This window comes from Lysobacter sp. Soil_N_23 (assembly GCF_057656135.1).
The window spans coordinates 1-21,927 of record NZ_JBDGKY010000033.1 but is presented as its reverse complement, the minus strand read 5'-3'; the positions used below and the strand labels follow the sequence as shown (position 1 = coordinate 21,927).

General features: G+C 66.3%; 18 protein-coding genes. 10 read left to right on the top strand and 8 right to left on the bottom strand.

Going from position 1 to position 21,927, the window contains the following annotated elements; all coding sequences use genetic code 11:
- Positions 1–223 precede the first annotated feature (223 nt).
- From AC3A3X_RS17175 to AC3A3X_RS17130, 10 genes are all read left to right on the top strand, one after another.
- Complete coding sequence (locus AC3A3X_RS17175) at positions 224–2,578, top strand: DNA translocase FtsK (protein ID WP_487584213.1); 2,355 nt, start codon at positions 224–226, stop codon at positions 2,576–2,578.
- 90 nt (positions 2,579–2,668) lie between these two features.
- The gene (gene lolA, locus AC3A3X_RS17170; RefSeq protein WP_487584212.1) at positions 2,669–3,289 is read left to right on the top strand and encodes an outer membrane lipoprotein periplasmic chaperone LolA; all 621 of its coding nucleotides are present in this window, start codon (positions 2,669–2,671) and stop codon (positions 3,287–3,289) included.
- Positions 3,290–3,437: 148 nt separating this feature from the next.
- On the top strand, positions 3,438–4,157 hold the full coding sequence (locus AC3A3X_RS17165) for a hypothetical protein (protein WP_487584211.1): 720 nt from the start codon (positions 3,438–3,440) through the stop codon (positions 4,155–4,157).
- A gap of 172 nt (positions 4,158–4,329) precedes the next feature.
- Complete coding sequence (locus AC3A3X_RS17160; protein WP_487584210.1) at positions 4,330–5,643, top strand: replication-associated recombination protein A; 1,314 nt, start codon at positions 4,330–4,332, stop codon at positions 5,641–5,643.
- A gap of 440 nt (positions 5,644–6,083) precedes the next feature.
- Positions 6,084–7,382 carry a hypothetical protein gene (locus AC3A3X_RS17155; protein WP_487584209.1) on the top strand — a complete coding sequence of 433 codons (1,299 nt, stop codon included), beginning with the start codon at positions 6,084–6,086 and terminating at the stop codon, positions 7,380–7,382.
- A gap of 155 nt (positions 7,383–7,537) precedes the next feature.
- Positions 7,538–7,966, top strand: coding sequence for a hypothetical protein (locus AC3A3X_RS17150; protein ID WP_487584208.1), 429 nt, complete (start codon positions 7,538–7,540; stop codon positions 7,964–7,966).
- Positions 7,963–8,661 carry a C39 family peptidase gene (locus AC3A3X_RS17145; protein ID WP_487584207.1) on the top strand — a complete coding sequence of 233 codons (699 nt, stop codon included), beginning with the start codon at positions 7,963–7,965 and terminating at the stop codon, positions 8,659–8,661. Before AC3A3X_RS17150 ends, AC3A3X_RS17145 begins: the two co-directional genes overlap by 4 nt.
- Positions 8,662–8,707: 46 nt before the next feature.
- Positions 8,708–9,181 (top strand): hypothetical protein, encoded by a 474-nt coding sequence (locus AC3A3X_RS17140; RefSeq protein WP_487584206.1) that lies wholly within the window; start codon positions 8,708–8,710, stop codon positions 9,179–9,181.
- A gap of 89 nt (positions 9,182–9,270) precedes the next feature.
- The gene (locus AC3A3X_RS17135; protein WP_487584205.1) at positions 9,271–11,049 is read left to right on the top strand and encodes an acetate kinase; all 1,779 of its coding nucleotides are present in this window, start codon (positions 9,271–9,273) and stop codon (positions 11,047–11,049) included.
- Positions 11,050–11,244: 195 nt separating this feature from the next.
- On the top strand, positions 11,245–11,784 hold the full coding sequence (locus AC3A3X_RS17130; protein ID WP_487584204.1) for a DUF4136 domain-containing protein: 540 nt from the start codon (positions 11,245–11,247) through the stop codon (positions 11,782–11,784).
- 71 nt (positions 11,785–11,855) lie between these two features.
- On the opposite strand, the gene AC3A3X_RS17125 is transcribed toward AC3A3X_RS17130, so the two are convergent.
- The 8 genes from AC3A3X_RS17125 to AC3A3X_RS17090 form a co-directional block, all read right to left on the bottom strand.
- Positions 11,856–13,448, bottom strand: a complete 1,593-nt coding sequence (locus AC3A3X_RS17125) for an esterase/lipase family protein (RefSeq protein ID WP_487584203.1) — start codon at positions 13,446–13,448, stop codon at positions 11,856–11,858.
- A gap of 282 nt (positions 13,449–13,730) precedes the next feature.
- Positions 13,731–14,867 (bottom strand): polysaccharide biosynthesis/export family protein, encoded by a 1,137-nt coding sequence (locus tag AC3A3X_RS17120; RefSeq protein ID WP_487584214.1) that lies wholly within the window; start codon positions 14,865–14,867, stop codon positions 13,731–13,733.
- Between the two features lie 201 nt (positions 14,868–15,068).
- A complete protein-coding gene (locus AC3A3X_RS17115) occupies positions 15,069–15,839 on the bottom strand; it encodes a YdcF family protein (protein WP_487584202.1) in 771 nt (256 codons plus the stop codon).
- A 5-nt stretch (positions 15,840–15,844) separates the two neighbouring features.
- Positions 15,845–16,906: an EpsG family protein gene (locus tag AC3A3X_RS17110; RefSeq protein WP_487584201.1), complete on the bottom strand. Its 1,062-nt coding sequence runs from the start codon at positions 16,904–16,906 to the stop codon at positions 15,845–15,847.
- Positions 16,903–17,745 (bottom strand): glycosyltransferase family 2 protein, encoded by an 843-nt coding sequence (locus AC3A3X_RS17105; RefSeq protein ID WP_487584200.1) that lies wholly within the window; start codon positions 17,743–17,745, stop codon positions 16,903–16,905. The genes AC3A3X_RS17110 and AC3A3X_RS17105 overlap by 4 nt, the downstream gene beginning before the upstream one ends.
- Positions 17,742–18,986, bottom strand: a complete 1,245-nt coding sequence (locus tag AC3A3X_RS17100) for a polysaccharide pyruvyl transferase family protein (protein ID WP_487584199.1) — start codon at positions 18,984–18,986, stop codon at positions 17,742–17,744. Before AC3A3X_RS17100 ends, AC3A3X_RS17105 begins: the two co-directional genes overlap by 4 nt.
- Before the next feature lie 8 nt (positions 18,987–18,994).
- Positions 18,995–20,302 carry a lipopolysaccharide biosynthesis protein gene (locus AC3A3X_RS17095; protein ID WP_487584198.1) on the bottom strand — a complete coding sequence of 436 codons (1,308 nt, stop codon included), beginning with the start codon at positions 20,300–20,302 and terminating at the stop codon, positions 18,995–18,997.
- On the bottom strand, positions 20,299–21,462 hold the full coding sequence (locus AC3A3X_RS17090; RefSeq protein ID WP_487584197.1) for a glycosyltransferase family 4 protein: 1,164 nt from the start codon (positions 21,460–21,462) through the stop codon (positions 20,299–20,301). The genes AC3A3X_RS17095 and AC3A3X_RS17090 overlap by 4 nt, the downstream gene beginning before the upstream one ends.
- Between the last annotated feature and the right edge of the window lie 465 nt (positions 21,463–21,927).

Here is a 21,927-nt window from a genome sequence, read left to right as displayed (position 1 = left end):
GCCCCGCCTTCGGACAGGATGTCCGACGAAGGGGCGGAGCAATCCCCGGCCCGGCGGACGACGCCGTTCCGCAGACGAATGCCCCATCAGCAACAGCCCGATGGCTTCGGTTACGATCCTTGGTGCGCGGAGGGGGCCAAAACCGGGGCGGCACCTCACATTCCCCGCCTTTTCTGGCGTATATTCAACAACTAACAGTATCTAGCTAAGGCAGAACATCACGGTGGCGCAAGCGTCCACAGCCAGCCGCAAGAAAGTCACGGCCGAAAAGCTGCCGCCATCGCCGCGGCGGCAACGTCTCATGCGCGATATCGCGCTGATCATCATCGCGCCCGTGCTGCTGTACCTGCTTGCGAGCCTGGTGACGTTCTCGCCGCAGGATCCGGGCTGGTCGCACGCGGGCAGCATCACCGCGCCGCTGCACAACGTCGGCGGCCGCGTCGGTGCGTTCACCGCCGACATCCTCCTGTACCTGTGCGGCTATGTCGCATTCCTGCTGCCGCTGATGCTCGGTGCGGTCGCCTGGATCGCCTTGTTCGGCATGGACGAGGACGGCGATGGCGATGCCGACCTGGGGCCGGCGCTGCGACTGATCGGCATCGTCGGGTTCCTGGTCGCCGCCACGGGGCTGTTGCACCTGCGTGTGGCCTCGCCGGACTCGTTCTCTGCCGGCAGCGGCGGCATGCTCGGCCGGCTGGTCGGCAAATCGCTGTATCTCGGTTTCGGGCCGGTGGGAGGAAATCTCTTCCTGCTGGCGTTGCTGCTGGTGTCGGTGACGCTGGCCACGGGCCTGTCGTGGTTCGCGGTGATGGACAAGATCGGCCAGTGGGTGCTCGCGCTCGGGCCGACGCTGAGCAAGCTGTTCCGCCAGGGCGAGAAGCAGGCGACCGAGTGGCAGCAGACCCGCGCGTTCCGCGAGGAGCGCGAAGAAGCACGCAAGGTCGACACGGAACTGCGCGCCAAGCGCGCGCCGGTCAGGATCGAACCGCCGGCGGCGCCGGTGGTGGAAAAGAGCGAACGTGCCAAGCGCGAGCAGCAGATTCCGCTGTTCCACGTCGGCGACGGCACCGGCATACCGCCGCTGGCGCTGCTCGACGATCCCAAGCCGCAGCCCAAGGGCTACAGCGAAGAGACGCTGGAGACGCTGTCGCGCCAGATCGAGTTCAAGCTCAAGGACTTCCGCATCGATGCGCAGGTGGTCGGCGCCTATCCGGGCCCCGTGATCACGCGCTTCGAGCTGGAGCCGGCGCCGGGCGTGAAGGTCAGCCAGATCAGTTCGCTCGACAAGGACATCGCCCGCGGCCTGTCGGTGAAGTCGGTGCGCGTGGTCGACGTGATCCCGGGCAAGTCGGTGGTCGGCCTGGAAACGCCGAACACCACGCGCGAGATGATCTTCCTGTCCGAACTGCTGCGCTCGAAGGAATACGACAAGGCGACCAGCCCGCTGACGCTGGCGCTGGGCAAGGACATCGCCGGCCGGCCGACGGTGGCCGACCTGGCGCGCATGCCGCACCTGCTGGTCGCCGGTACCACCGGCTCGGGCAAGTCGGTCGCGGTCAATGCGATGGTGCTGTCGTTGCTTTACAAGGCGTCCGCGAAGGATCTGCGGATGCTGATGATCGATCCGAAGATGCTCGAGCTGTCGGTCTACCAGGGTATTCCGCACCTGCTCGCGCCGGTCGTCACCGACATGAAGGAGGCCGCCAACGGCCTGCGCTGGTGCGTGGCCGAAATGGAGCGCCGCTACAAGTTGATGTCGGCGGTGGGCGTGCGCAACCTGGCCGGCTTCAACAAGAAGGTCAAGGATGCGGAAGAAGCGGGCCAGCCGATGATGGATCCGCTGTTCAAACCCAACGCTGAGCTGGGCGAGGCGCCGCAGCCGCTGGAGACGTTGCCGTTCATCGTCATCTTCATCGACGAATTCGCCGACATGATGATGATCGTCGGCAAGAAGGTCGAAGAACTCATCGCCCGTCTGGCGCAGAAGGCGCGCGCCGCCGGCATCCATCTGATCCTGGCCACGCAGCGTCCGTCGGTGGACGTGATCACCGGCCTGATCAAGGCCAACATCCCCACGCGCATCGCCTTCCAGGTGTCGAGCAAGATCGACTCGCGCACCATCCTCGACCAGTCCGGCGCGGAAACGCTGCTCGGCCATGGCGACATGCTGTACCTGCCGCCGGGCACGGCGATGCCCGAGCGCGTCCACGGCGCCTTCGTCTCCGACGAGGAAGTGCATCGCGTGGTCGAGCACCTCAAGCAGGTCGGCGGTGGCCCGGACTACATCCAGGGCGTGCTCGACGAAGTGCAGACCATGGGCGACGGCATTGTCGTCGGCGCGACCGGCCTGCCGGAAAGCGGCGGTGGTGGTGGCGACGAATCCGATCCGCTCTACGACGAGGCCGTTCGCATCGTCACCGAAACCCGCCGCGCATCGATCTCGGGCGTGCAACGCCGCCTCAAGATAGGCTACAACCGTGCCGCGCGCCTGATCGAGGCGATGGAAATGGCCGGTGTTGTCACTCCGCCCGAGCACAACGGCGACCGCAGCGTGCTGGCCCCGCCACCGCCGAAGTAGGGCCTTGGCGGGGCGATCGTGCCTCCATTCATCTTTTTGGCGGCACACTGCGCCCATCGCGCCATGCCGCCACTCCATCCAGGGACTTCCATGCGTTTCATCCATCTGACCGGCCTCATTGCCGCGCTGGCCGCTTCAAGCGCCTTCGCCGGCGCGCGTAACGACCTCAACACGTTCACCAAAGGCCTGAAGGGCCTGAGCGGGCAATTCACCCAGCAGGTCTACGACCCCAGCGGCAAGCTCAAGGAAAACTCGAGCGGGCAGGTGGCCCTGTCGGCGCCGCGGCTGTTCCGCTGGGAATACGTCAAGCCGTACGCGCAGCTGATCGTCGCCGACGGCAAGAAGGTCTGGGTGCACGACCCCGACCTGCAGCAGGTGACCGTGCGTCCGCAGGGCGAGGAAGAGCAGAACAGCCCGCTGTCGGCATTGATCGACCCCAGCCGCCTGGACGCGCAGTTCAACGTCAAGGAACTGGGCGCGGCCGAGGGGCTGGAATGGCTGTCCCTGACGCCCAGGACCGAAGGCGACGCGGGTTTCCGTTCGGCGCGGCTGGGTTTCGACAAGACCGGTCTGGCGAAGATGCAGGTGGTCGATGCGCTGGGCCAGCACACCGAGATCAGTTTCAGTGATTGGAAGCGCAACCCGGCCTTCGCCGCGGGCACCTTCCGCTACACGCCGCCCAAGGGCGTGGACGTGATCGGCGGCGGTTGAGCCTGCTTCAGCCGCGACGATCGAGGCTGAAGCCCCTCCCACAAGCTCCAATGCAAGGCCTGCTTCGGCGGGCCTTTTCGTTTTATAGGGTGGCAGCGACGCCAATAACGGCCGCGCCAATAACGGCCGCAGGAGCCTGCCCCGATCGATGCATGCTTGCTGGACATGGGCGCTCGTGCTGTCGCTGGCGCACTCGACGGCGGCACTCGCCGTCGCCCCCGGCGCGACTGCGCCGGGGGCGACGCGGACGTTGCCGCCACCGCCCCTGGAGCCAGCCTCGCATGCTGTCCAGGCACGCGGCAGCGACCGCCCTGCGCTCGAAAAAGCGGTGGCCGGCGTCGTGGTCGGGGCGCTGGCCACGCAGTTCGACGGCCGCGCCGTCGAGGCTCGCTTCGGCACAATCGACGACCAGCCCGGCGATGCCGGTCGGCGTGCGATCAGCGGGGAAGGGCAGATGCGTTTCGCCGGCGACGTGGCATGGATCGGCTTCGCGTTCCGCACCCAGTACGACGTGCTGCTCGGTCAGGCCGCCGCGCCGGAACTGGTGCTCGGCGTCGGCGGCGATGCGCGACCGGTGCCCAACGACACGGCGATGGTGCAGCAGCTCGACGATCGCCTGGTGCAGGCGCTGCGCGGGGAACTGGCGTTTGCATCGATACGGCTGCAGCTCGATCGCATCGAGGCTGTCGAGACCGGTCAGAACTACCTGCTGATCGACGCCTGGGGGCTGGCCGACTTCGGCCGCGACGGCAGCAGCAAGATCCGCATCGCCGCGTTCTACGACCGCCGCAGCGGCCAGTGGCTGCAACTGCACTACGACCTGGGTGCCGCACCCGACACCGTCCTGCCGCCCGTGGCCGGTCGCTGAAACTGCAAATCGTTGACCCTGCAAACCACGGCTGCGGCCATGCGCGCCCGTCTTGGTATTGTGTGCGTGTCCCCGGCAAGGTTGCCAACACGTGGTCCGGCAAAACTCCCCCCGAAACTCCGCTTCCGGCCTGTCCGCGGGCGACGACCTGCTCCAGGTCGACCGTGATGCCATGCGCCCGCTCGCCGAGCGGATGCGCCCGCGCACGCTCGACGAAATGGTCGGGCAGAAGCGCCTGCTTGCGCCGCACTCGGCGCTGCGTCGCGCGATTGAGTCCGGACGCGTGCATTCGATGGTGCTCTGGGGGCCGCCGGGTTGCGGGAAGACCACGCTGGCACTGCTGCTGGCCAAGTACGCCGATGCGGAGTTCCGCGCGATCTCGGCGGTGTTGTCCGGACTGCCGGAAGTGCGGCAGGTACTGGCCGAGGCAGCGGTGCGCTTTGGCGAAGGCCACCGCACGGTGCTGTTCGTCGATGAGGTGCATCGTTTCAACAAGGCGCAGCAGGATGCGTTCCTGCCGCACATCGAGCGCGGCACCATCCTCTTCATCGGTGCCACTACCGAGAATCCGTCGTTCGAACTGAACTCGGCGTTGCTGTCGCGTTGCCGTGTGCACGTGATGGAAGCGGTATCGGTGGAGGACATTCGCCTGGCGCTGCAGCAGGCATTGGCCGACGAGGAGCGCGGCCTTGGCGGGCGCGGGCTCAAGGTCGACGACGAGGCACTGGAACAGATTGCGCGCGCCGCCGATGGCGATGTCCGTCGCGGATTGACGCTGCTGGAGATTGCCGCCGAACTGGCCGAAGGCGAAGGCGGCGAAGTCACCGCGACCACGCTGGCGCAGGTGCTGGCCGACCGCACGCGCCGCTTCGACAAGGGCGGCGAACAGTTCTACGACCAGATATCGGCACTGCACAAGTCGGTGCGCAGTTCCAATCCCGATGCCGCGTTGTACTGGCTCACACGCATGCTAGATGGCGGCTGCGATCCCTCGTATCTCGCACGCCGACTCACACGCATGGCGATCGAGGACATTGGCCTGGCCGATCCGCGTGCGTTGCAGATGGCGCTCGATGCCTGGGACACCTTCGAACGCCTGGGCAGCCCCGAAGGCGAGCTGGCGTTCGCGCAGCTGACGCTGTACCTGGCCAGCACGGCCAAGTCCAATGCCGGCTATGCCGCTTTCAATGCGGCCAAGCGCGACGTCAGCGAGTACGGGACACAGGACGTGCCGCTGCACCTGCGCAATGCGCCGACGAAACTGATGAAGCAGCTCGGTTACGCCAAGGGCTACCAGTACGATCACGACGCCGAGGGCGGCATCGCGCTGGACCAGACCGGCTTCCCCGATGCCATGGGCGAGCGCGTGTATTACCAGCCGGTCGATCGTGGTCTGGAGATCAAGCTGCGCGAAAAGCTCGAGCGCCTGCGTGCCGTTCGCGACGCCGCCCGACGTGAGCGCGGTGTGAGCAGGGGCAGCGACTGATCCGGATAGTTATCCGTGCGTTGCCGGTGCGAAACGCCAGAAGAACAGCAGATTTTCGATTCAACGCGTTGAGTGGAAACGGGAATCCTGCTTTTGCAAGATGCCTGTAAAGGCAGGCGTTTCACTTTCGCAATGCCCCGCTGAATATGCGGCTCGTTGTTTGCGAGCACCATGGATCAATGGTTTGCGCCATGCCAATGGCGAAGGACATCAAGTCCTCGGACGAAGCCGGTTTCAAATATGCAACACCTTGGGCCGTTCTGCGGGTGTGCTTGCCCCGATCTCCAGCCAACCCATATTTGTTCAGTTGGAATCGCGTTGTCGATCAATCACTTGCCTTAGCTGAACGAAGCTTGGCACCGCCTGTGCGTGTAGTTCCATGCGTCGTTTACCGGTGCCTCCCCCGGGTGCCAATCGACGTACCGTAAAGGAGAACAACAATGCGCATTCGTAGCAGCTTGATGGCAACGGCAGTGCTCCTTGGCCTTGGTTTAACCAGCCAGGCCTGGGCACAACAGACCAACGGCAATGGCGGCGAGGGCGACGACGTCCTCTCCAACATTACCGCCTCCGACAGCAGTAGCGACAGCAGCACAGAAAACAACGGCAAGGCAGAGGCAGACGGTGGCTCGGCCGCGGCGGCAAGCAGCGGCACGGCAACCAACACCTATACCGATTCGAGCAGCTTCTCCAAGACCTCCAGCCACATCGTCGCGATCACCAAGCTGGAAGGCTCGGTCTACGACGTTCGTACCCATGACATCGGCAATGTCGCCAAGAATTTCGGCGACGCCAACGGTGGCAAGGGCGGAGCCGGTGGTGATGGCTACGGTGGCAAGGGCTACGGTGGCGAAGGCAACGGCGGCGGCGGCGGCAACGGCGGCGACGGCGGCAGCGGCGGCAACGGCGGCAGTGGCGGCGATGCCAACAACGGCAGCGCGGAATCGGGCAATGCCAGGATCGGTGATGCGACGGCCGGCCGTGGCGGCCGCGGCGGCGACACCTGGGATAACACCAGTGGTCGTGGCGGCGATGCCAGCAACGACAGCGGCGACGCTGGCGGTGCCAGCCTGGCCGGCTCGGGTTCAGGCTCCGGCTCCGGCTCGCTTGCCGGTGGCGGCGACGGCGGCGGCGGCGGCGGTGCCAATGGCAACGACGGCGGTGACGGCGGTGGCGCTCGTGGTGCTGGCTCCGACACCGGCGGCGCGGGTGGTGCTGGCGGTACCGGCACTGGCGGCGCGGGCGGTGCCGGCGGCTCGCCGAGCTCGACCTCGAGCTCGACCTCGTCCTCGACTGCAACCTCCGGCGCAGGTACGGGCACCTCGGGTGCGACGGCCGGTGACGGCGGTGCCAGCGGCGCAGTGACTGCTTCTGCCGGTTCCGGCGGCGGCGGTGGCTCAGCCACCAACGGCAGTGCCGACGCCAGCGCAAGCAATGGCTCGGCGACTGCAGGTGACGGCGCGGTCGGTGCGGCAGGTGCCACGGGCGGCGACGGCGGGGCAGGCGGTACCGGCAACGGTGGCGTCGGCAACGGTGGCGTCGGCAACGGTGCAGTCGGCGGTGCCGGCGGTGCTGGTGGCTCAGTCGCCAATGACGCAGGCTCGTTCAACATGTCCAGCAACATGACCAGCGTTGGACAGTCGGCGGCCGGCATCATGACGGTTGCGCAGAACAGCGGTTTCGCCTCGCTGATCCAGCAGGGCGTGACCGTCCAGGCCAATCTGTCCGTAGGCCCATAAGCGCTCCCCCACGGCGTACCGGAGGTCTCTGGCCTCCGGCTACGTCGGAATGCGCGCAAAGGACTTCCTGCCGGCGCCGCAAGCGCCGGCGGGAAATTCCGGAAACGTGGGCGACCACGCGCGCAACGGGGACTGCATGGCAAAGGAGAATGACCGTGCGACCGACCCGTTCCATCGTTCTTGCAAGCATCGCAGGCCTGATCGGCCTGTCGTCATTGGGCACGGTGGCTGCCCAGGACCTCACCACCAGTTACAGCGAACCCGGTGATCCTCTGGCGTTCGCACCCGCGGCCGAGCCTGTCATCGAGGCGCCTGTCCAGGACAGCGCGATGGGTCAGTCGATCGATCTGGAAGCGCTGGCCGACATGCGTGGCGGCGCCGATATCGTCGAAAACGACATCCTTCTGGAAGGCCGAGTCGAGGACAACACCGCCAATCGTGTCGTCACCGGAAACAATGCGTTGAGCGGCGGTTCGTTTGTCAATTCCAACGGCATCAACACCGTCATCCAGAACACCGGCGCAAACGTGCTGATCCAGAACGGAATGATCGTGAACGTGCAGTTCGCGGACCCGACTCCATGAGCGTCCGCACCATCCGGGGCCGTGCTTTGATGGCGGCATCGGCCTGGATACTGTTGGCCGGCCTGGCCCAGGCCGGCAAGGTGGACGTGCGCGTCAACGGCGCCCCCTATCGCATGCAGGTGGTCAGCCTCAAGGAGGCGAGGTTCCAGACCACGGTGCCACAGCAGTACGACTTCAGCTGCGGATCGGCGGCCACGGCGACGCTGCTGACCTACCAGTACGGCATCCCGGTCACCGAGGCCGAGGTGTTCATGCAGATGTACGAGCGCGGCGACCAGGCCAAGATCAAACAGCGCGGTTTCTCGCTGCTGGACATGCGCCGTTACCTGCAGTCGCGTGGATTCGAGGCCGACGGTTTCGAACAGCCGCTCGACAAACTGTTCCAGGAAGGGTTGCCGGCGATCGTGCTGCTCAACGATCGCGGCTACAAGCATTTCGTCGTGATCAAGGGGTTGCGCAACGGTCGTATCCTGCTTGGCGATCCCGCCCGCGGCACGCGGGCGATGCCACGCTCGCGGTTCGAAGAGCTGTGGGACAACAAGATCCTGTTCGTGATCCACAACCGGCGCGAGATCGCCGGCTTCAATCTCGCCCGCGACTGGCGCACGGCGCCACCGGCGCCGCTGGATGCCGGCATCGCACGCGACAGCCTTTACAACATCGTCACGCCGCGCAAGCGGCCGGGCGACATCTGAGGGGTGGCATATGCGCTCGCCTTCATTGCTTCTGAGATCCTCCCTGGTGGCTGCCACGTTCGTCGCCGCTGTGGTCGCGACGACGGCAGGCGCGGCAGAGGTGAGGCCATTGGGTGAGGAATGGGTCGCGATCGACCCGGCGCTGCTGGAGGACATGCGCGGCGGGTTCCAGACCGCAAGCGGCATGTCGTTGTCGTTCGGGATCGAGCGCGCGGTATACGTCAACGGCGAACTGCTGGCCTCCACGCGGGTGAACATTCCCGACATCGGCCGGATGACCCAGGCCCAGGCCCAGGAACTGGCCAACTTCAACCAGGGCCAGGTGATCCAGATCGGCGAAGGCAACACCTTCGAGCCGTCTGCCGATTTCAACGGTCTGCTGGTTCAGAACACGCGCAGCGATCAGGACATTCGCGCCCTGACCACGGTCAACGTTGGCGTCGACACCCTGAGCGCGTTCCAGGATCTCAATACGCAGCAGGCGCTCCAGAGCGCCATGGTCGCGGCGACATCGCCATGACTTCGGGCCCCTGAGACTGCCGCCCTGGTGCCGGCGCCCTGAAAGTCGACCGGACCGCGTTCTATCCGAGGACCCCCACAGGAGGCCGCATGAAAAGGACGCCACCAACGCACAAGCGCCTGATGCTTGCTCCCTGCCTGTTGCTGGGGATGGCCGGCATCGCCGATGCCCAGGACCCTTCGCAGCCAGTGAACCGGACCGACGCAGGGACGCCGGCCAATGCCGCGCCCGCTCCCGTGGTGCCTCCTGCGCGCAGCGCCAGGACCGCCACGGCGGACAGCTCTGCCACGGCCGCCCTTGCAGCCGCCGCCGCAGCCGCCGCGGCTTCTGCCGCCAAGCCCGCCGCAGCCACAACGCCGACGAAAACCACCATCACCGAAGCAGTTGCTGCCGCGTCGGCGGTCGCTGCCGTCACCGCAAAGCCGGCGACGCCGTCAGCGCCGGCGCAGTCAGTGTCATCGCAATCGGTGCCATCGCAACCGGCGCCATCGGCTCCCGCACTGGTTCCGGCAACGCCCGAGGATGTGGCTGCGGCCGAGGCGCGTCTGGACGCCTTGCAGCGCGAGATCAACCAGCAGACCCAGCGTCTGGGTGAACTGCGCCAGTCCCTGGCCCAGCAGGAACAGAGCGTCGCCAACCTGCAACGTGCCCTCGACGAGGAGCGTCTGGAAGGTGAACGCGGTGCTGGCGTGACACCCAGTCGGATGGTGCCTTCGCTGGCGCAGCAGACCTTCGTGCCGGTGCCTGTGCAACAGCAGCCGACGCAGGTGGCGCAGCAGCAGGCACAGCAGCCACAACCACAACCACAACAGCAGCAACAGCAACTGCCGGTGGCCCAGCAGCAACAACAGCAGCAACCGCAACAGCAGCGCCAGCAGCCGGTGGGTGAGGCACCGCCGTCGTCGTCGCGTCCGCCGGAAGTGGCGCAGATCTTCGACCAGCCCGGCGTGCTGACGCCGGCCGGAAAGTTCATCCTCGAGCCGTCACTGCAGCACGGCTATTCGGCCAACGATCGCGTGGCACTGGTCGGCTTCACCGTCATACCGGCGATCCTGATCGGCCTGATCGACGTGCGGCAGGTCAAGACCACCTCCGGCGTGGCGACGCTCACCGGCCGCTACGGTTTCGGCGGTGGCCGCTTCGAACTCGAAGCGAAGCTGCCCTACGTCTACATCAACGCCGATACCGTAAGCCGCGAGATCTTCACCGGCACCGCCGTCGACAACGTCTTCAACGCCAGCGGCCGCGGCATGGGCGATGTCGAGGCAACGGCGCGCTATCAGCTCAACCGCGGCGGCCCGGACAAGGCGTTCTACATCGGTTGGCTGCGTTACAAGAGCCGCACAGGCAAGGACATCTTCGACGTGGTCACCGACTGCGTGACACGTTGCGTCTCCAACGCGACCGGCACCGGCCTGCCGCTGGAGCTGCCGACCGGCACTGGTTTCCAGGCCGTGCAGCCGGGCGTGACCTGGCTGTACCCGTCCGACCCGGTGGTGTTCTTCGGCAGCATCAGCTACCTGTACAACTTCGAGCGTCACGACGTCTCGCGCACGGTGCTGCTTGGCGGCACCGAGCCGCTGGGCGACGTCAAGGCAGGCGACATCTGGGGCTTCAATCTCGGCATGGGCCTGGCGTTGAACGAGAAGGCGTCGATCAGCCTCGGCTACGACACCAGCCTGGTCGGCAAGACCGAGCAGAACGGAAGGGATGCGCCGGGATCGGTGCGGGTGACGCTGGGGACGATGCTGCTTGGCGGCACCTATCGCTTCAACGACAAGGTTTCGCTCAACGTCGCACTCGGTGTCGGCGTGACACGCGACACGCCCGACGTGACCTTTACCGCTCGCGTTCCGATCTCGTTCTGATCCGGCAGAACGTCCGCGCGATGGCAGGCCACCTTGGCCTGCGGTCGCGCGTGGCGGCAACATTTCACATGCAGTTCACGCCCTTGGGGGCTAATTCCCGTTCCACGTAAACACCGCAGCCGTCGCGGGCCAGGATGGCTGTGGTTCGTCGCCGCACAATGGCGTGCCAACGTTTGCCTCACACGGGAGAAGACCATGAAACACCTTGCGCTGGGCATGTTGCTGGCGACGATGCTGGGCGGCTGCGCAACCTCGCCGACGGTGACCACCGATCACGATCCGGCCGCGCAGTTCGGCAGCTACCAGACCTATGCATGGCTGAAGAAGCCCGAGGCCAATTCGCCGCTGATCCAGCAGCGCATCGTCTCCGCCGTGGACGCGAAGCTGCAGGCGCGCGGCTGGCGCCAGGTAGCGGAGTCCTCGGCCGACATCGCCCTGGTGGCCAATGTCGCCACGACGCAGAAGCAGAGCATCGACACGTTCTACAACGGTCCGGCATGGGGCGGTTGGGGCTGGGGTGGCATGGGCATGGGCAGCGCTTCGACGACGGTGCGTACCTATGACGTGGGCACGCTGATCGTCGACATGTTCGACACCAAGACCAAGCAGGCAGTCTGGCGCGGAACCGCTTCGGCCACCGTTCCCAGTTCGGTGGAGAAGGCGAACACGCTGGTGCAGGCCGGCATCGACAAGATGTTCGCGACGTTCCCGCCGGGCAGTGCGCCGGCAAAGTAAGGTCACCGAGGTCGGGGATCATGCAGGGCCGGTGGGGAAACTCGTCGGCCCTGTTGCTTTTGGTTCCCGGGTCAGTCGCTGCCGCCAGACTCGCGAAGGATGCGCAGCACTTCCGCCACGCCCTCGGCGCTCTCGTGGAGGTCGTGGCCAAGCGGAAGCACCAGCGTCGATTCGGCTCCGGGGATGACCGCGCTTTCCAGCGGCACCACGCCATCGGTCGGAGGACTGCGCCCGGGCAATGCGCCGGCGATGGTGTGGTAGGCAATGCCAGTGGCCGGCATCAACGCCTGGCCAGCGGCACGAACGGGCTGTTGCGTCTGCAGGGTGGTGATGCTGTTCAGTCGCGCCTGCTGGTAGAACAGCCGCAGTTCCGGTTGCACCGCCTGCGGATTGATGTCGGCGATGCGCTTGAGCGATTGCAGTTCCGGTGTGCGCCGCCCGATCAGCACGCGTGCCAGGCGTCCGTACCAGCGGGTCGCGCTCGGGCTGCCGCCGTGCGGGGATGAGATGAAGATCGCACGCGAGATGCCGGGGTAGGGCGTGAAATGGAAGACTTCGTCGACGCCCGTGATGTCCTCGGCATCGCCTTTGAGCGCCGTCACCGGCACCACGAAGGCTGCATTCCACAGCACTTCACCGCTATCGACGCACAGCATCCGCGCCACCACGCCGCCCAGGCTGTGGCCGACCAGCACCGTGCCCGTGCGTGCAGGGTCGTCACCCTCGGGGTCGAGGATGCGCCAGGCGTCATCGAGATATCGCTGCACCCGTCGGCGGATCACCAGCAGCGGCGCGTTGGTCTGGTAGACGACGTGCCAGATCTGGAAGCGTTCGCGCAGGTCCGGCGCACCCCAGACCGCGTTGGACAACCGCGCCCAGGTCAGCGGGCTGCTGCCCAGGCCATGGATCATCACCAGCGGACGTTTGGTGGGGTCGTAGTCCTCGAGCAGGTAAAGGCCTGCGCGGCGACCGACTTCATCGCCACCCAGCAGACCCCAGATCGCCAGCCGATCCAGTTTAGAGGTGAGCGCGCCGGAGGCAAATCCGGCCGACGTATCGTAGGCAAGCGTGATGCGCTGCGTGCCGACGGCCAGGGTGTCGAGTGCGACCGCGTCGGCGATGACCAGGCGCGGTCGCCCGTGTTTGGCGCTGCCCGGTTCAATGTTTCCCGGTTCGAGCCAGGCGGTCGCATTGCGGAACACGCCCTCGGGGGGCAGCAGTTCGCACAGGGGACGGTCGGTGCAGCGACGCGACAGTACGGCCAGCGGCACGCCGAACCCGGCGCGGTTCATCCGGGTATCGCCAAGCAGGGTCATCGACACTTCGCTGGCGCGGGTGAGTCTGAGCGGGCCATCCAGATAGGGCGACAGCTGCCGGAACTCGATGTCGAATTCATTGCCGTCGATGGTCTGCTGTCCCGTGACCCAGCCGCCGCTGCGCTGCGCCAGCGTACGGGCGAGCAGGGCGTCGGTGCAGTGCGTGGCCAGCGTCGCCGCTTCAACCACGGTGTCGCGCTCAGCAAGAGCTGGATATGCGGCGAGCGCGCATCGCGTCCATGCGTCCGTGGCGTTGTGACCATCCATTGCGGCTGCGCGGCGCGACCAGGTATGGGCCATCTCCAGACTGCGCCTGGCCTCGTCGCTGTCGACGGCCTTGCAGTGCAATCCTGCGGCGCAAGGCCCGGCCGACGCCGGCCGCGACGCCGGGCGGTCGACGACGCTTCGACATGCGCACGGCAACAATGCAGCAAGGAGCAGCCACCCGGCTCGCCAAGCGTTGCCAGCGGTGGCAGGGCCCATGTCCGTTCCCAGGGAGGAAGTACCGCGCAGTGATACCGCATGCGCGGTGCAAACGCACCTGGTGATCGGCGGTCAGGCGGTCAGGCCCGGAGGATCGGTCGCGTCACCGACGTCTGCGGTCGGTGACGCGCGTTGCCAGGCCCTGCATCAGTTGCCGACATCGTTCCCGGCCGCGGCGGCGTTGGCGATGATGCCCGACAGCGGCAGCAGCTGCGACAGGAAGCGGTTCCAGCGCGTGACACCGGCCGGGCCGACCCAGACCACGTCGCCCGGGCGCAGCGAGAAGCGATCGCCCAGGGCGAAAGCGGCCGGCGACTTGGCGTCGAGGTGGTAGACGGTGGCGGGCGTCTGCGACATCTGTTCGATGCCGCGGATCACATAGACCGCTTCGCCTTTCGACGTGACCGGATTGAGACCGCCGGTCCGGCCCAGCGCCTGGGTCAGCGACATGTCGGTGGTCTTGAAGGTCAGCGCCTGTGGACGCAGCACTTCGCCGACGACGTAGACTTCCTTGCGATCGTTGAATGGCAGGAACAGGCGATCGCCGGGCTTGAGGAAAATGTCGGGAGCGACCTTGCCGTCGCGATTGAGCGCATCCAGGTCGAGCGGGTAATCGCGACCATCACGCGTCAGCACGAAGCCGGCAAGGTCGGCCTGTTCGACGTTGATGCGGGCACGACCGACGGCCTGGGACAGCGTCAGCGGAACGGTGGTGACTTCCTGCGGCGCGGTGTCCTCGAACGCCCCCTGCACGGCGACGCGGCTGCCGTAACCGACCACGTTGATGTCGAGCTGGGGATTGCGAAGGTACTGCGCGAGACGACTGGCCAGCGTGCTGCGCAGATCCTCGATGGTCATGCCGGTGACGTTGATCTTGCCGGCATAGGGATAGAAGAAGGTTCCGTCGGGCTGCACCAGGCGGCCGTTGGTAACGGCCTGCTGCTGGTTGCCGGCAGGACTGGTCAGCTCGGGATGGTCCCAGACCGTGACCAGGATGGTGTCGCCGGGGTGGATCTTGTAGGACTCGCTGCGGTAGTTCAGCAGTTCCTGCGGGACCTGGACCGGCGATCGCGGTGGCGTCGCGGTCTCGGCCGTGATCGGCACCATGCGCACGTCGCTGCCTCCTGCAACCTGCATGTCACCGGACGACTGCCGGCTCATCTGCTGGCCGGGCACACAACCGCCAGTGGCAATCACGGCCGAAGCGATGGAGCTGGCTAACGCGACTCTCTTGATCGTGCCTTTCAGGATCGCGCCTTTCAGGATCGTGCCTTTAAGAATCATGCTGTTCAAGGACTGGCCCTCATGTCGTCGGCAAGCGCATGGAGAACAAAGCACGCAACGCGCATACATTGCGAACCACATCAGCGATCCTAATGTCGACATCGCCGAAGAGGCGTGATTGTGCGAATGCCTGGTGCGATGGCGTTCAGTGTGTTCAACCGCAGCGAAACAAAACAGCAAAAAGCGTGACGTGTTGCCAGTTCAGTTCTGTATACGAACCATCAACAAACCACCCATTTCCTTGAACGCACGCCCACTGCGCCACAGCGCGCTGCGAGACGGGAACCAGCGCTGCTTCCAGGTCACGCGCCGCGCTCGTTCGGGAACGGGTACCGCGATCGCATCGATCCCTTCGTTGCGGAACTGCGCCATGGCACGTGGCATATGCAGGGAAGACGTGACCAGCAGAACGTGGCGTGCGTCGCGGCGACTGAGGATCTGCGCGGTGTAACGGGCGTTGTCGCGGGTGTTGTGGCTGCGCTCTTCCAGCACCAGCGCCGACGGCGGAACCCCGAGGCGCGCGATGGCGGTGGCCATCATCCGCGCTTCGCTGTCGTTGCTGCCTTCACCGCCGTTCTCCCCGCCGCCGGACAGGATCACGATCGGCGCGCGGTTTGCCAGCCACGCTCGCGCACCTGCTGCCAGGCGGCTGTTCTGCAGGTCCTCGGCGCGGACATCGGGACGGTCGAGCCATCCGTAGCGCATGCCGCCGCCGAGCACGACGATGGCGTCCGCACGCGGCAGCGTCGCCTCCTCGACAGGCGGGTAGCGCTGCTCCACGCGGCCGCGCAGCCAGTCCGATGCCATCGGGATCGACCATAACGCCGACCAGGCCACCGCCACGGCGAAAGTCGCCACGGCGCCGCGGCGACGGCGCAGGAGCAGCAGGCCCAGTGCCAGAACGATCAGGCACAGGCTCAGGGCAGGGGGATAGGTCAGGCCGACGATGAGTTTCTGCAGCGATTGCGACATGCCGGTCAGATCACGATCTCGTTGTTGACGTAGTAATAGAACACCGCGCACGACAGGATCAGGCCAAACCTCAGCAGCAGCGGGTGGCGAAACGCGGGCAGGCGGCTGTGGCAGATCACCGCGGCCACGATCAGCGATACCGACAGCCATGCCGGAAGCAGGTAGCGGTTGGAGAAGAATCCCCAGCCGATCGCGAAGAACGGCAGCAGCATCACCAGGTAGATGGCAGTGCTGTCGCGGATCTTCGTGCGGAACTCGGGCTTGACCAGCGGCGACAGCGCGTACGGAAGGGCGTACCAGAAGATTGAGAACACGGCGAAGTCGATGCGCACGCCGGACCGGTAGTGACTGTTCTCGGTGTAGGTCATCACCAGTTCGTACAACGCCGGCACGGCGGCCCTAACCATCGCCATCGATGCGCCGCTGACGTAGAGGATGAAGCCGGCCACGGCGACCAGGCGCTGCGTCCTGGGTCCCAGCAGCAGTACCGGCGCGAACACCAGGTACAACAACGAGGACATGTGCAGGCTGCTGGCGACGAGGCCGAACAGCGCGAACGCACCCCAGCGCCGTTGCTGGAACGACAGCAACGCGGTGAAAACCAGCAGGGCCGCCAGGCCCTGGCGCACCGCATTGATCGAGGCGTTGACGAACATCGGCGACACGAACAACAGCATCAGCGACACGCTGAGGAAGGTCAGGTAGCCGCGGTCATCGCCAAGCGCGCGGAAGTACTGGCGTGTGGACACGACCACGGTCCCGAGCATCAGCGCGAACAGCGCCGTCTGGTAACCGGTCACGCCCAGGCCCAGCTTCCACAGGGCGATGCTCAGGTAGACGAAGCCAGGCTCCAGGCGCGTTTCGATCGATTCCCGGCCCAGTGCCTCGAAGAAGCCGGCGTAGGTCAGCGTATCGGTGCCGATATCGGGCGAGCGCGTGCCGACCAGCCAGCAACCAAACGCGGCCACGGCGGCCAGCAGCAGCATGCTCAGCACGGTCGCACCGACGGTGTCGGCCGCTCTGTGCTGACGGATGTGCGCGGTGGCCAGCCCGTTGATCGCGCTCATGACACAACCCCCTGCGCACGCCATCGCCTCACTGCCGCAAACAGGCGCTGGCGGGCCTTGCGAACCAGCCCGAACGAGCGGGCGAACAGATGCTCAGGCAGCGTGACAAATCCCTCGCGCAGCAGTTCCAGGCGTGCCTGGCGACCTGCGCGATGCATCGCGACGAGATCTTCGCTGAGACCGCCGGCGCCATAGTTGGCCTTGTGCCAGTACGCCAGGGTCTGGTCGAGCTTGGCGCAGCGGAATCCGGAAAATCCGATCTGCCCCCACAGCAGGAAATCCTCGACCCTGCGGAAGTCCTCGTTGAAACGGAAAGGCAGGTCGCGGCGCAACACCACCGATGCGGTGGGGAACGGATTGCTCAGCAGCAACCGGGCACGCGGCACGATCGACGTCCGTGCCGAGCGGGGCGATGCAGGTGCGGGGTCGGAGCGATCGCGAACCTTCATGGCATGCGCGAGCAATGCGATCTCCGGGTCCTCGCGCAGCGCCTGCATCTGCAGCTCGATCTTGGTGGGCGCCCAGCTGTCGTCCGCATCCAGGAAGGCGAGGTATTCCTGCCGGGCACGATGCCAGCCGGCATTGCGTGCACGCGACGGACCGCCGTTGTCGGGCAGGGCGATGACCTCGATCCAGCCGCGCGGGTAGCTGGCGGAGATGAAGTGCAGCATCTCGAGCGTGCCGTCGTTGCTGAAGTCGTCCACCAGCAGCACCTGCGCCGGTGCGACCGTCTGCGCGGCGATCGAAGCCACCGCCTCGGCGATGGTGTCCCCGCAGCGATAGCAGGGCACGATCACGCAGATGGGTGCGACGGAAGGCGAGGCGACTTCGCGGTTCATGGCACCGTCCCGTGGATTCCCGGGTCACCGCCTGATCGAGGATGATCCCGAAGGTCTTCCCGTCGATCGGGCCGTGCCCGTTGCTGATTCGACCAAGGTGCACATTGGAATATGTCCTGGGCCTGCTGCGCGTATACGGACGGTGAAAGCGCCGGTCGTGCACCGGTATCGTTCAGCATCGTGGTGATCGCCGCGACGAGTTCGTCACTGCCATGCAGCGGGCCGCTGACGCGGAACTGCTGCGGAAGGCCGATGTCGTCGGCGAAATCGCGGCACTTGGGGTGGTAGTCGATGATCGTGAGCGGCACGCCGCACAGGTAGGCGACGATCGCGCCATGCAGGCGCGCACTGATGAACGCATCGCAACGGCAGATGTCGCGGACGATGGCGAGCGGATCATGGCCGCGGTAGAGGCGCAGATCGGCATCGATGCCGCGCGCGCGCAGTCGTGACTGGATGTCTTCGGCGAGTGCCTGGTCGCCATGGCGCGGATGACCGTTGAGGCTGAACACCTCGACCTGCAGCGGCGAGCGCGGTGCGATCGTCGCCAGTGCCTCGATCATCGCGTCCCGCCATGCATCCATCGTCGGGGCAGGGTGGTCGGGGCGCGGGCTGTAGCGGCAGGGCGCGATGCCGATATGCAACGGCCCGCCGTGGTCGGTGCGCATGCCGACGCGGGCCGAGCCGGTCGGAATCAACAGCGACAGCAGGCCGGCCAGATCGCGGCCGTGGTGGGTCACGCGCTCGAGCCCCAAGGCAAGCGCGAGCTCGTAGGAGCGACGGTCGCGCACCGACAGGTACGAGAAGTGGCGGGCGTACTCCGCCACGATGGCCTCGTCGGCCCGATCCGCGAACGGACCGATGGAAACACCCACGGCCGCCAGTTGCAGCCCACGCCTCCGGTTGGCCCAGAGCATCAAGGGTTTGCGGAAGGACTCGCGCGCGGTAATGACCGAGCCCCCGCCCATCACCAGCACATCATTGCCGTGCACACCGCGGACGAAACTCAGCAGGCGGCTGCACTTGCCTGCGGCGCCATTGGCGCCGTAGAGGTCCAGCGGCAATCGCCGCGGCCAGGTGCTGCCACCGTCCAGATCCGCAAGCGTGGGCCCGACCAGGGTCGGTTCCGCTTTCCAGTACAGTCGCGAGGCGGTAGTGCAAAGGACGCCGAACAGATCGTCGCCGAAATTGCGCATGCCGTAGTAGCCGGTGAACCCGACGCGAAGCGCGTCCGTCGTCATGGCGCAGGTCACGATGGGGTTCTCCCGGGCCGCTTGATCCGCCGCACGCCCAGGTACATGAGCAACAGCAGCGTGGCCTCCGCCACCACCGTCGCCCAGGCCGCGCCGACCGCGCCCAGGCGCGGAATCAGCAGGCAGGTCAGCGCAACGGCAACGACCGTCACCGCCAGCATCGCCAGCACGCGGTAGCGCATGTGACTTTCGGTAAGCAGCGCCGATCCGACCGAGGTCGAGAGGAACCGGATCGGCGCGCAGATCGCGAGAATTCCCAGCAGCACCGCGACATCGGCAAAGGCCGGGCCGAATGCGATCGACACCAGCAGCGGCGACAGCAGCCATAGCGCCAGGCCGGTAAGCAGGCCAATCGCCAGCATCGCCAGGTTGCCCAGCCGGTAGACGCGCCAGAACTGCGGCTTGTCGTGCACGGCCCAGCGGTGCAGCCGCGACAGCAGGAACTTCTGGTAGATCGTCGCGGGGAACAGATACAACGCCGACATGACCGCCAGGGCGACACCGTAGTGCCCGGCCTGCGCGTTTCCATCCAGGTACTTCAGCAGCACCGTGCTGACCTGGAAGAACACCGGGTAAAGGGTGGCGGCGACACCGTAGGCCCAGGCCTGCGACCACAACTGCCATGCACCTGGCGTCACCATCGATGGCAGCGGCGACTGACGCGGGCCGTGACCGGTCAGTTTCATCTCGCCGCGCTTCATCGCCGCCAGCTGCGGCATCGCCGTGGCAGAGATCAGCAGTGCCACTAGGCCGTAGCCGAACGCGACCTCGCGCGCATCGATGCCGGCGATACCGACCGCCATCAACGCCACCGCCAGGCGACCGGATGGCATCAGCAGTTGCCAGCCCGCAAGGGCGCGGTGACGCTCCTCCAGGCGCAGCTTGCTGCCTACCAGGTCCACGGCAAACACGCCGATGATCACCGGCGCGAGCAGCAGCAGCGTCGAACGCGTGTCGGCATCGACCGGATTGCCCCACAGCGCCCATGCCACCACACTCGCGATGGCCAGGGCCGTGGTGACCAGGGAAAAACGCAGGGCCGGGCGAAGCCAGCGATCTGCTGCCCAGCCTTCGCTGCCGTAGGCCTTGAGGCGGAACTGCGAGAGTCCGAATCCTGCCAAAGGCGCGATCATCGTGACCGTTGCCAATGAGGAGGCGAACAGACCGTACTCGGCCGGTCCGAGCCGGCGCGCGAGCACCACCTGTGCGAGGAACACCATCACCGCGCCGGCCAGCGTTGCCAGCCAGAGCAGGGAGATCGCCATTGCGGCAGGGCGCCAGCCGTGCGCGACCATCGTCTTCATCCCGCCATCGACGCTCGCGCCTGCAACGGCACGGTCAGCAGTTCCTCGTACACGTCCAGCGTGCGCCGGATGACCAGGCGCTCGTCGAAGTGGCGCAATGCGCGCTCGCGGGCACTGGCGCCCAGTCTTGCAAGCAGCGCGCGATCGCCATCGAGCCGCGCGAGCAGCACGGCCAGGGAGGTGGCATCGCGCGGGGGCACGTGCAGCCCGTCATCGCCATCACTGGTGACTACTTCGCGACAACCCGGCAGATCGGTGGTGATCAGCGCCAGCCCGGCGGCGGCGCCCTCGATCAGGCAGCGCGGCACGCCTTCGCGGTAGTAGCTTGGCAAGGCCATCGCATCCACGCTGGCGAGCAGTCCCGGCATGTCCTCGACGTGGCCCAGCCACTGCAACAGGCCCTGTTCGTGCCAGCCCTGCGCTTCCTCGGGCGTGATCGAACTGGGATTGCCGGGATCGGGTGTGCCGGCAAGCAGGAATTCGATCCTGCGTCCTTGCTGGCGCAGCAGCCTGGATGCCTCGGCGAACTCAGCAACGCCCTTCTCGCGCAGCAGCCGTGCCGCCAGCAGAACACGCAGAGGTTGCGTTGCGTCTGCGCGAGGGCAGGGCTGGAAGCGCTCGGTATCGACGCCGGAGCTCCTGATCAAGCGGATCTTGCTGCCGGGAACCAGGCGCGCGTCGGTCAGTGCCTGGGCATCGTCGGGGTTCTGCAGGATCACGCGCGAATGCCCATGGCCGAGGGTGGCCCGCATCAGCGTGCTGACCACCGGCCGCAGCAGCCGCGCCTTGGCGCTTTCGCTGGCGAAAACGTACCCCATGCCGGCCACCGCGTTGACCACCGCCGGAACGCGCGCGATTCGGGCGGCGAGAGCGCCGTAGACGGCGCACTTGACCGTGAAGTTGTGCAGCAGGTCGGGCTTGTGCGCCCGCAGCACCGTCACCAGTTCGCGCAGCGTATGCATTTCGCGCAGGGGGTTGAGGCTGGCGCGGTCCATGGACAGCTGGCACCAGGCGATCCCGTGCTGATCGAATCGTTCGCCGAACTCGCCTGGCGGCGAGACCATCACCACATCGGCGCCGTGCGCCTTGAGATGCAGTGCGGTCGACAATCGGAAGTTGTACAGATACCAGTCGGTGTTGGCGAAGAAGACGATACGCATCGGCAAGCGGAGTGCCGTGCATCGCAATGCATTCTTACCGTTCGCGATGCAGCGGGCACTGTTCGATGGGGGGATCTGGATTGTATCGATGCCTCCTTACCGGGCTGTAAACGACGCAATCACTTTCCACATCCGCGCATGAACGAAGCAAGCAATTTTGGATGTATTCCGCGAACCTCCGCTTTGCTCCGTTAACAGTTCGCGAAGCACGGAGAGCAACGTCCTTGGGTTCCCGCCTTCGCGGGAATGACGGGCTTGGGAGCAACGGCACTGGGTCCCCGCCTTCGCGGGGATGACGACATAAAGCCCCTCTCCCGCTTGCGGGAGAGGGGTTGGGGTGAGGGCAGTCGAAGACCATGCAACGAAATGCCGAAGCGTCGTCCGCCGGGCCGGGGATTGCGCAGCAGCGGGCCATGGATGGCCCGCGCCCCGCATTCGGACAGGATGTCCGACTAAGGGGCGGAG

What these genes read in the sequence shown, in the direction of transcription:
- AC3A3X_RS17135 (WP_487584205.1), top strand. Translation starts at nt 9,271, where the DNA reads ATGAAAAGGACGCCACCAACGCACAAGCGCCTGATGCTTGCTCCCTGC.
- AC3A3X_RS17130 (WP_487584204.1), top strand. Translation starts at nt 11,245, where the DNA reads ATGAAACACCTTGCGCTGGGCATGTTGCTGGCGACGATGCTGGGCGGC.
- AC3A3X_RS17120 (WP_487584214.1), bottom strand. Translation starts at nt 14,867, where the DNA reads ATGATTCTTAAAGGCACGATCCTGAAAGGCGCGATCCTGAAAGGCACG.
- AC3A3X_RS17110 (WP_487584201.1), bottom strand. Translation starts at nt 16,906, where the DNA reads ATGAGCGCGATCAACGGGCTGGCCACCGCGCACATCCGTCAGCACAGA.
- AC3A3X_RS17115 (WP_487584202.1), bottom strand. Translation starts at nt 15,839, where the DNA reads ATGTCGCAATCGCTGCAGAAACTCATCGTCGGCCTGACCTATCCCCCT.
- lolA (WP_487584212.1), top strand. Translation starts at nt 2,669, where the DNA reads ATGCGTTTCATCCATCTGACCGGCCTCATTGCCGCGCTGGCCGCTTCA.
- AC3A3X_RS17095 (WP_487584198.1), bottom strand. Translation starts at nt 20,302, where the DNA reads ATGAAGACGATGGTCGCGCACGGCTGGCGCCCTGCCGCAATGGCGATC.
- AC3A3X_RS17165 (WP_487584211.1), top strand. Translation starts at nt 3,438, where the DNA reads ATGCATGCTTGCTGGACATGGGCGCTCGTGCTGTCGCTGGCGCACTCG.
- AC3A3X_RS17090 (WP_487584197.1), bottom strand. Translation starts at nt 21,462, where the DNA reads ATGCGTATCGTCTTCTTCGCCAACACCGACTGGTATCTGTACAACTTC.
- AC3A3X_RS17155 (WP_487584209.1), top strand. Translation starts at nt 6,084, where the DNA reads ATGCGCATTCGTAGCAGCTTGATGGCAACGGCAGTGCTCCTTGGCCTT.
- AC3A3X_RS17160 (WP_487584210.1), top strand. Translation starts at nt 4,330, where the DNA reads ATGCGCCCGCTCGCCGAGCGGATGCGCCCGCGCACGCTCGACGAAATG.
- AC3A3X_RS17100 (WP_487584199.1), bottom strand. Translation starts at nt 18,986, where the DNA reads ATGACGACGGACGCGCTTCGCGTCGGGTTCACCGGCTACTACGGCATG.
- AC3A3X_RS17105 (WP_487584200.1), bottom strand. Translation starts at nt 17,745, where the DNA reads ATGAACCGCGAAGTCGCCTCGCCTTCCGTCGCACCCATCTGCGTGATC.
- AC3A3X_RS17145 (WP_487584207.1), top strand. Translation starts at nt 7,963, where the DNA reads ATGAGCGTCCGCACCATCCGGGGCCGTGCTTTGATGGCGGCATCGGCC.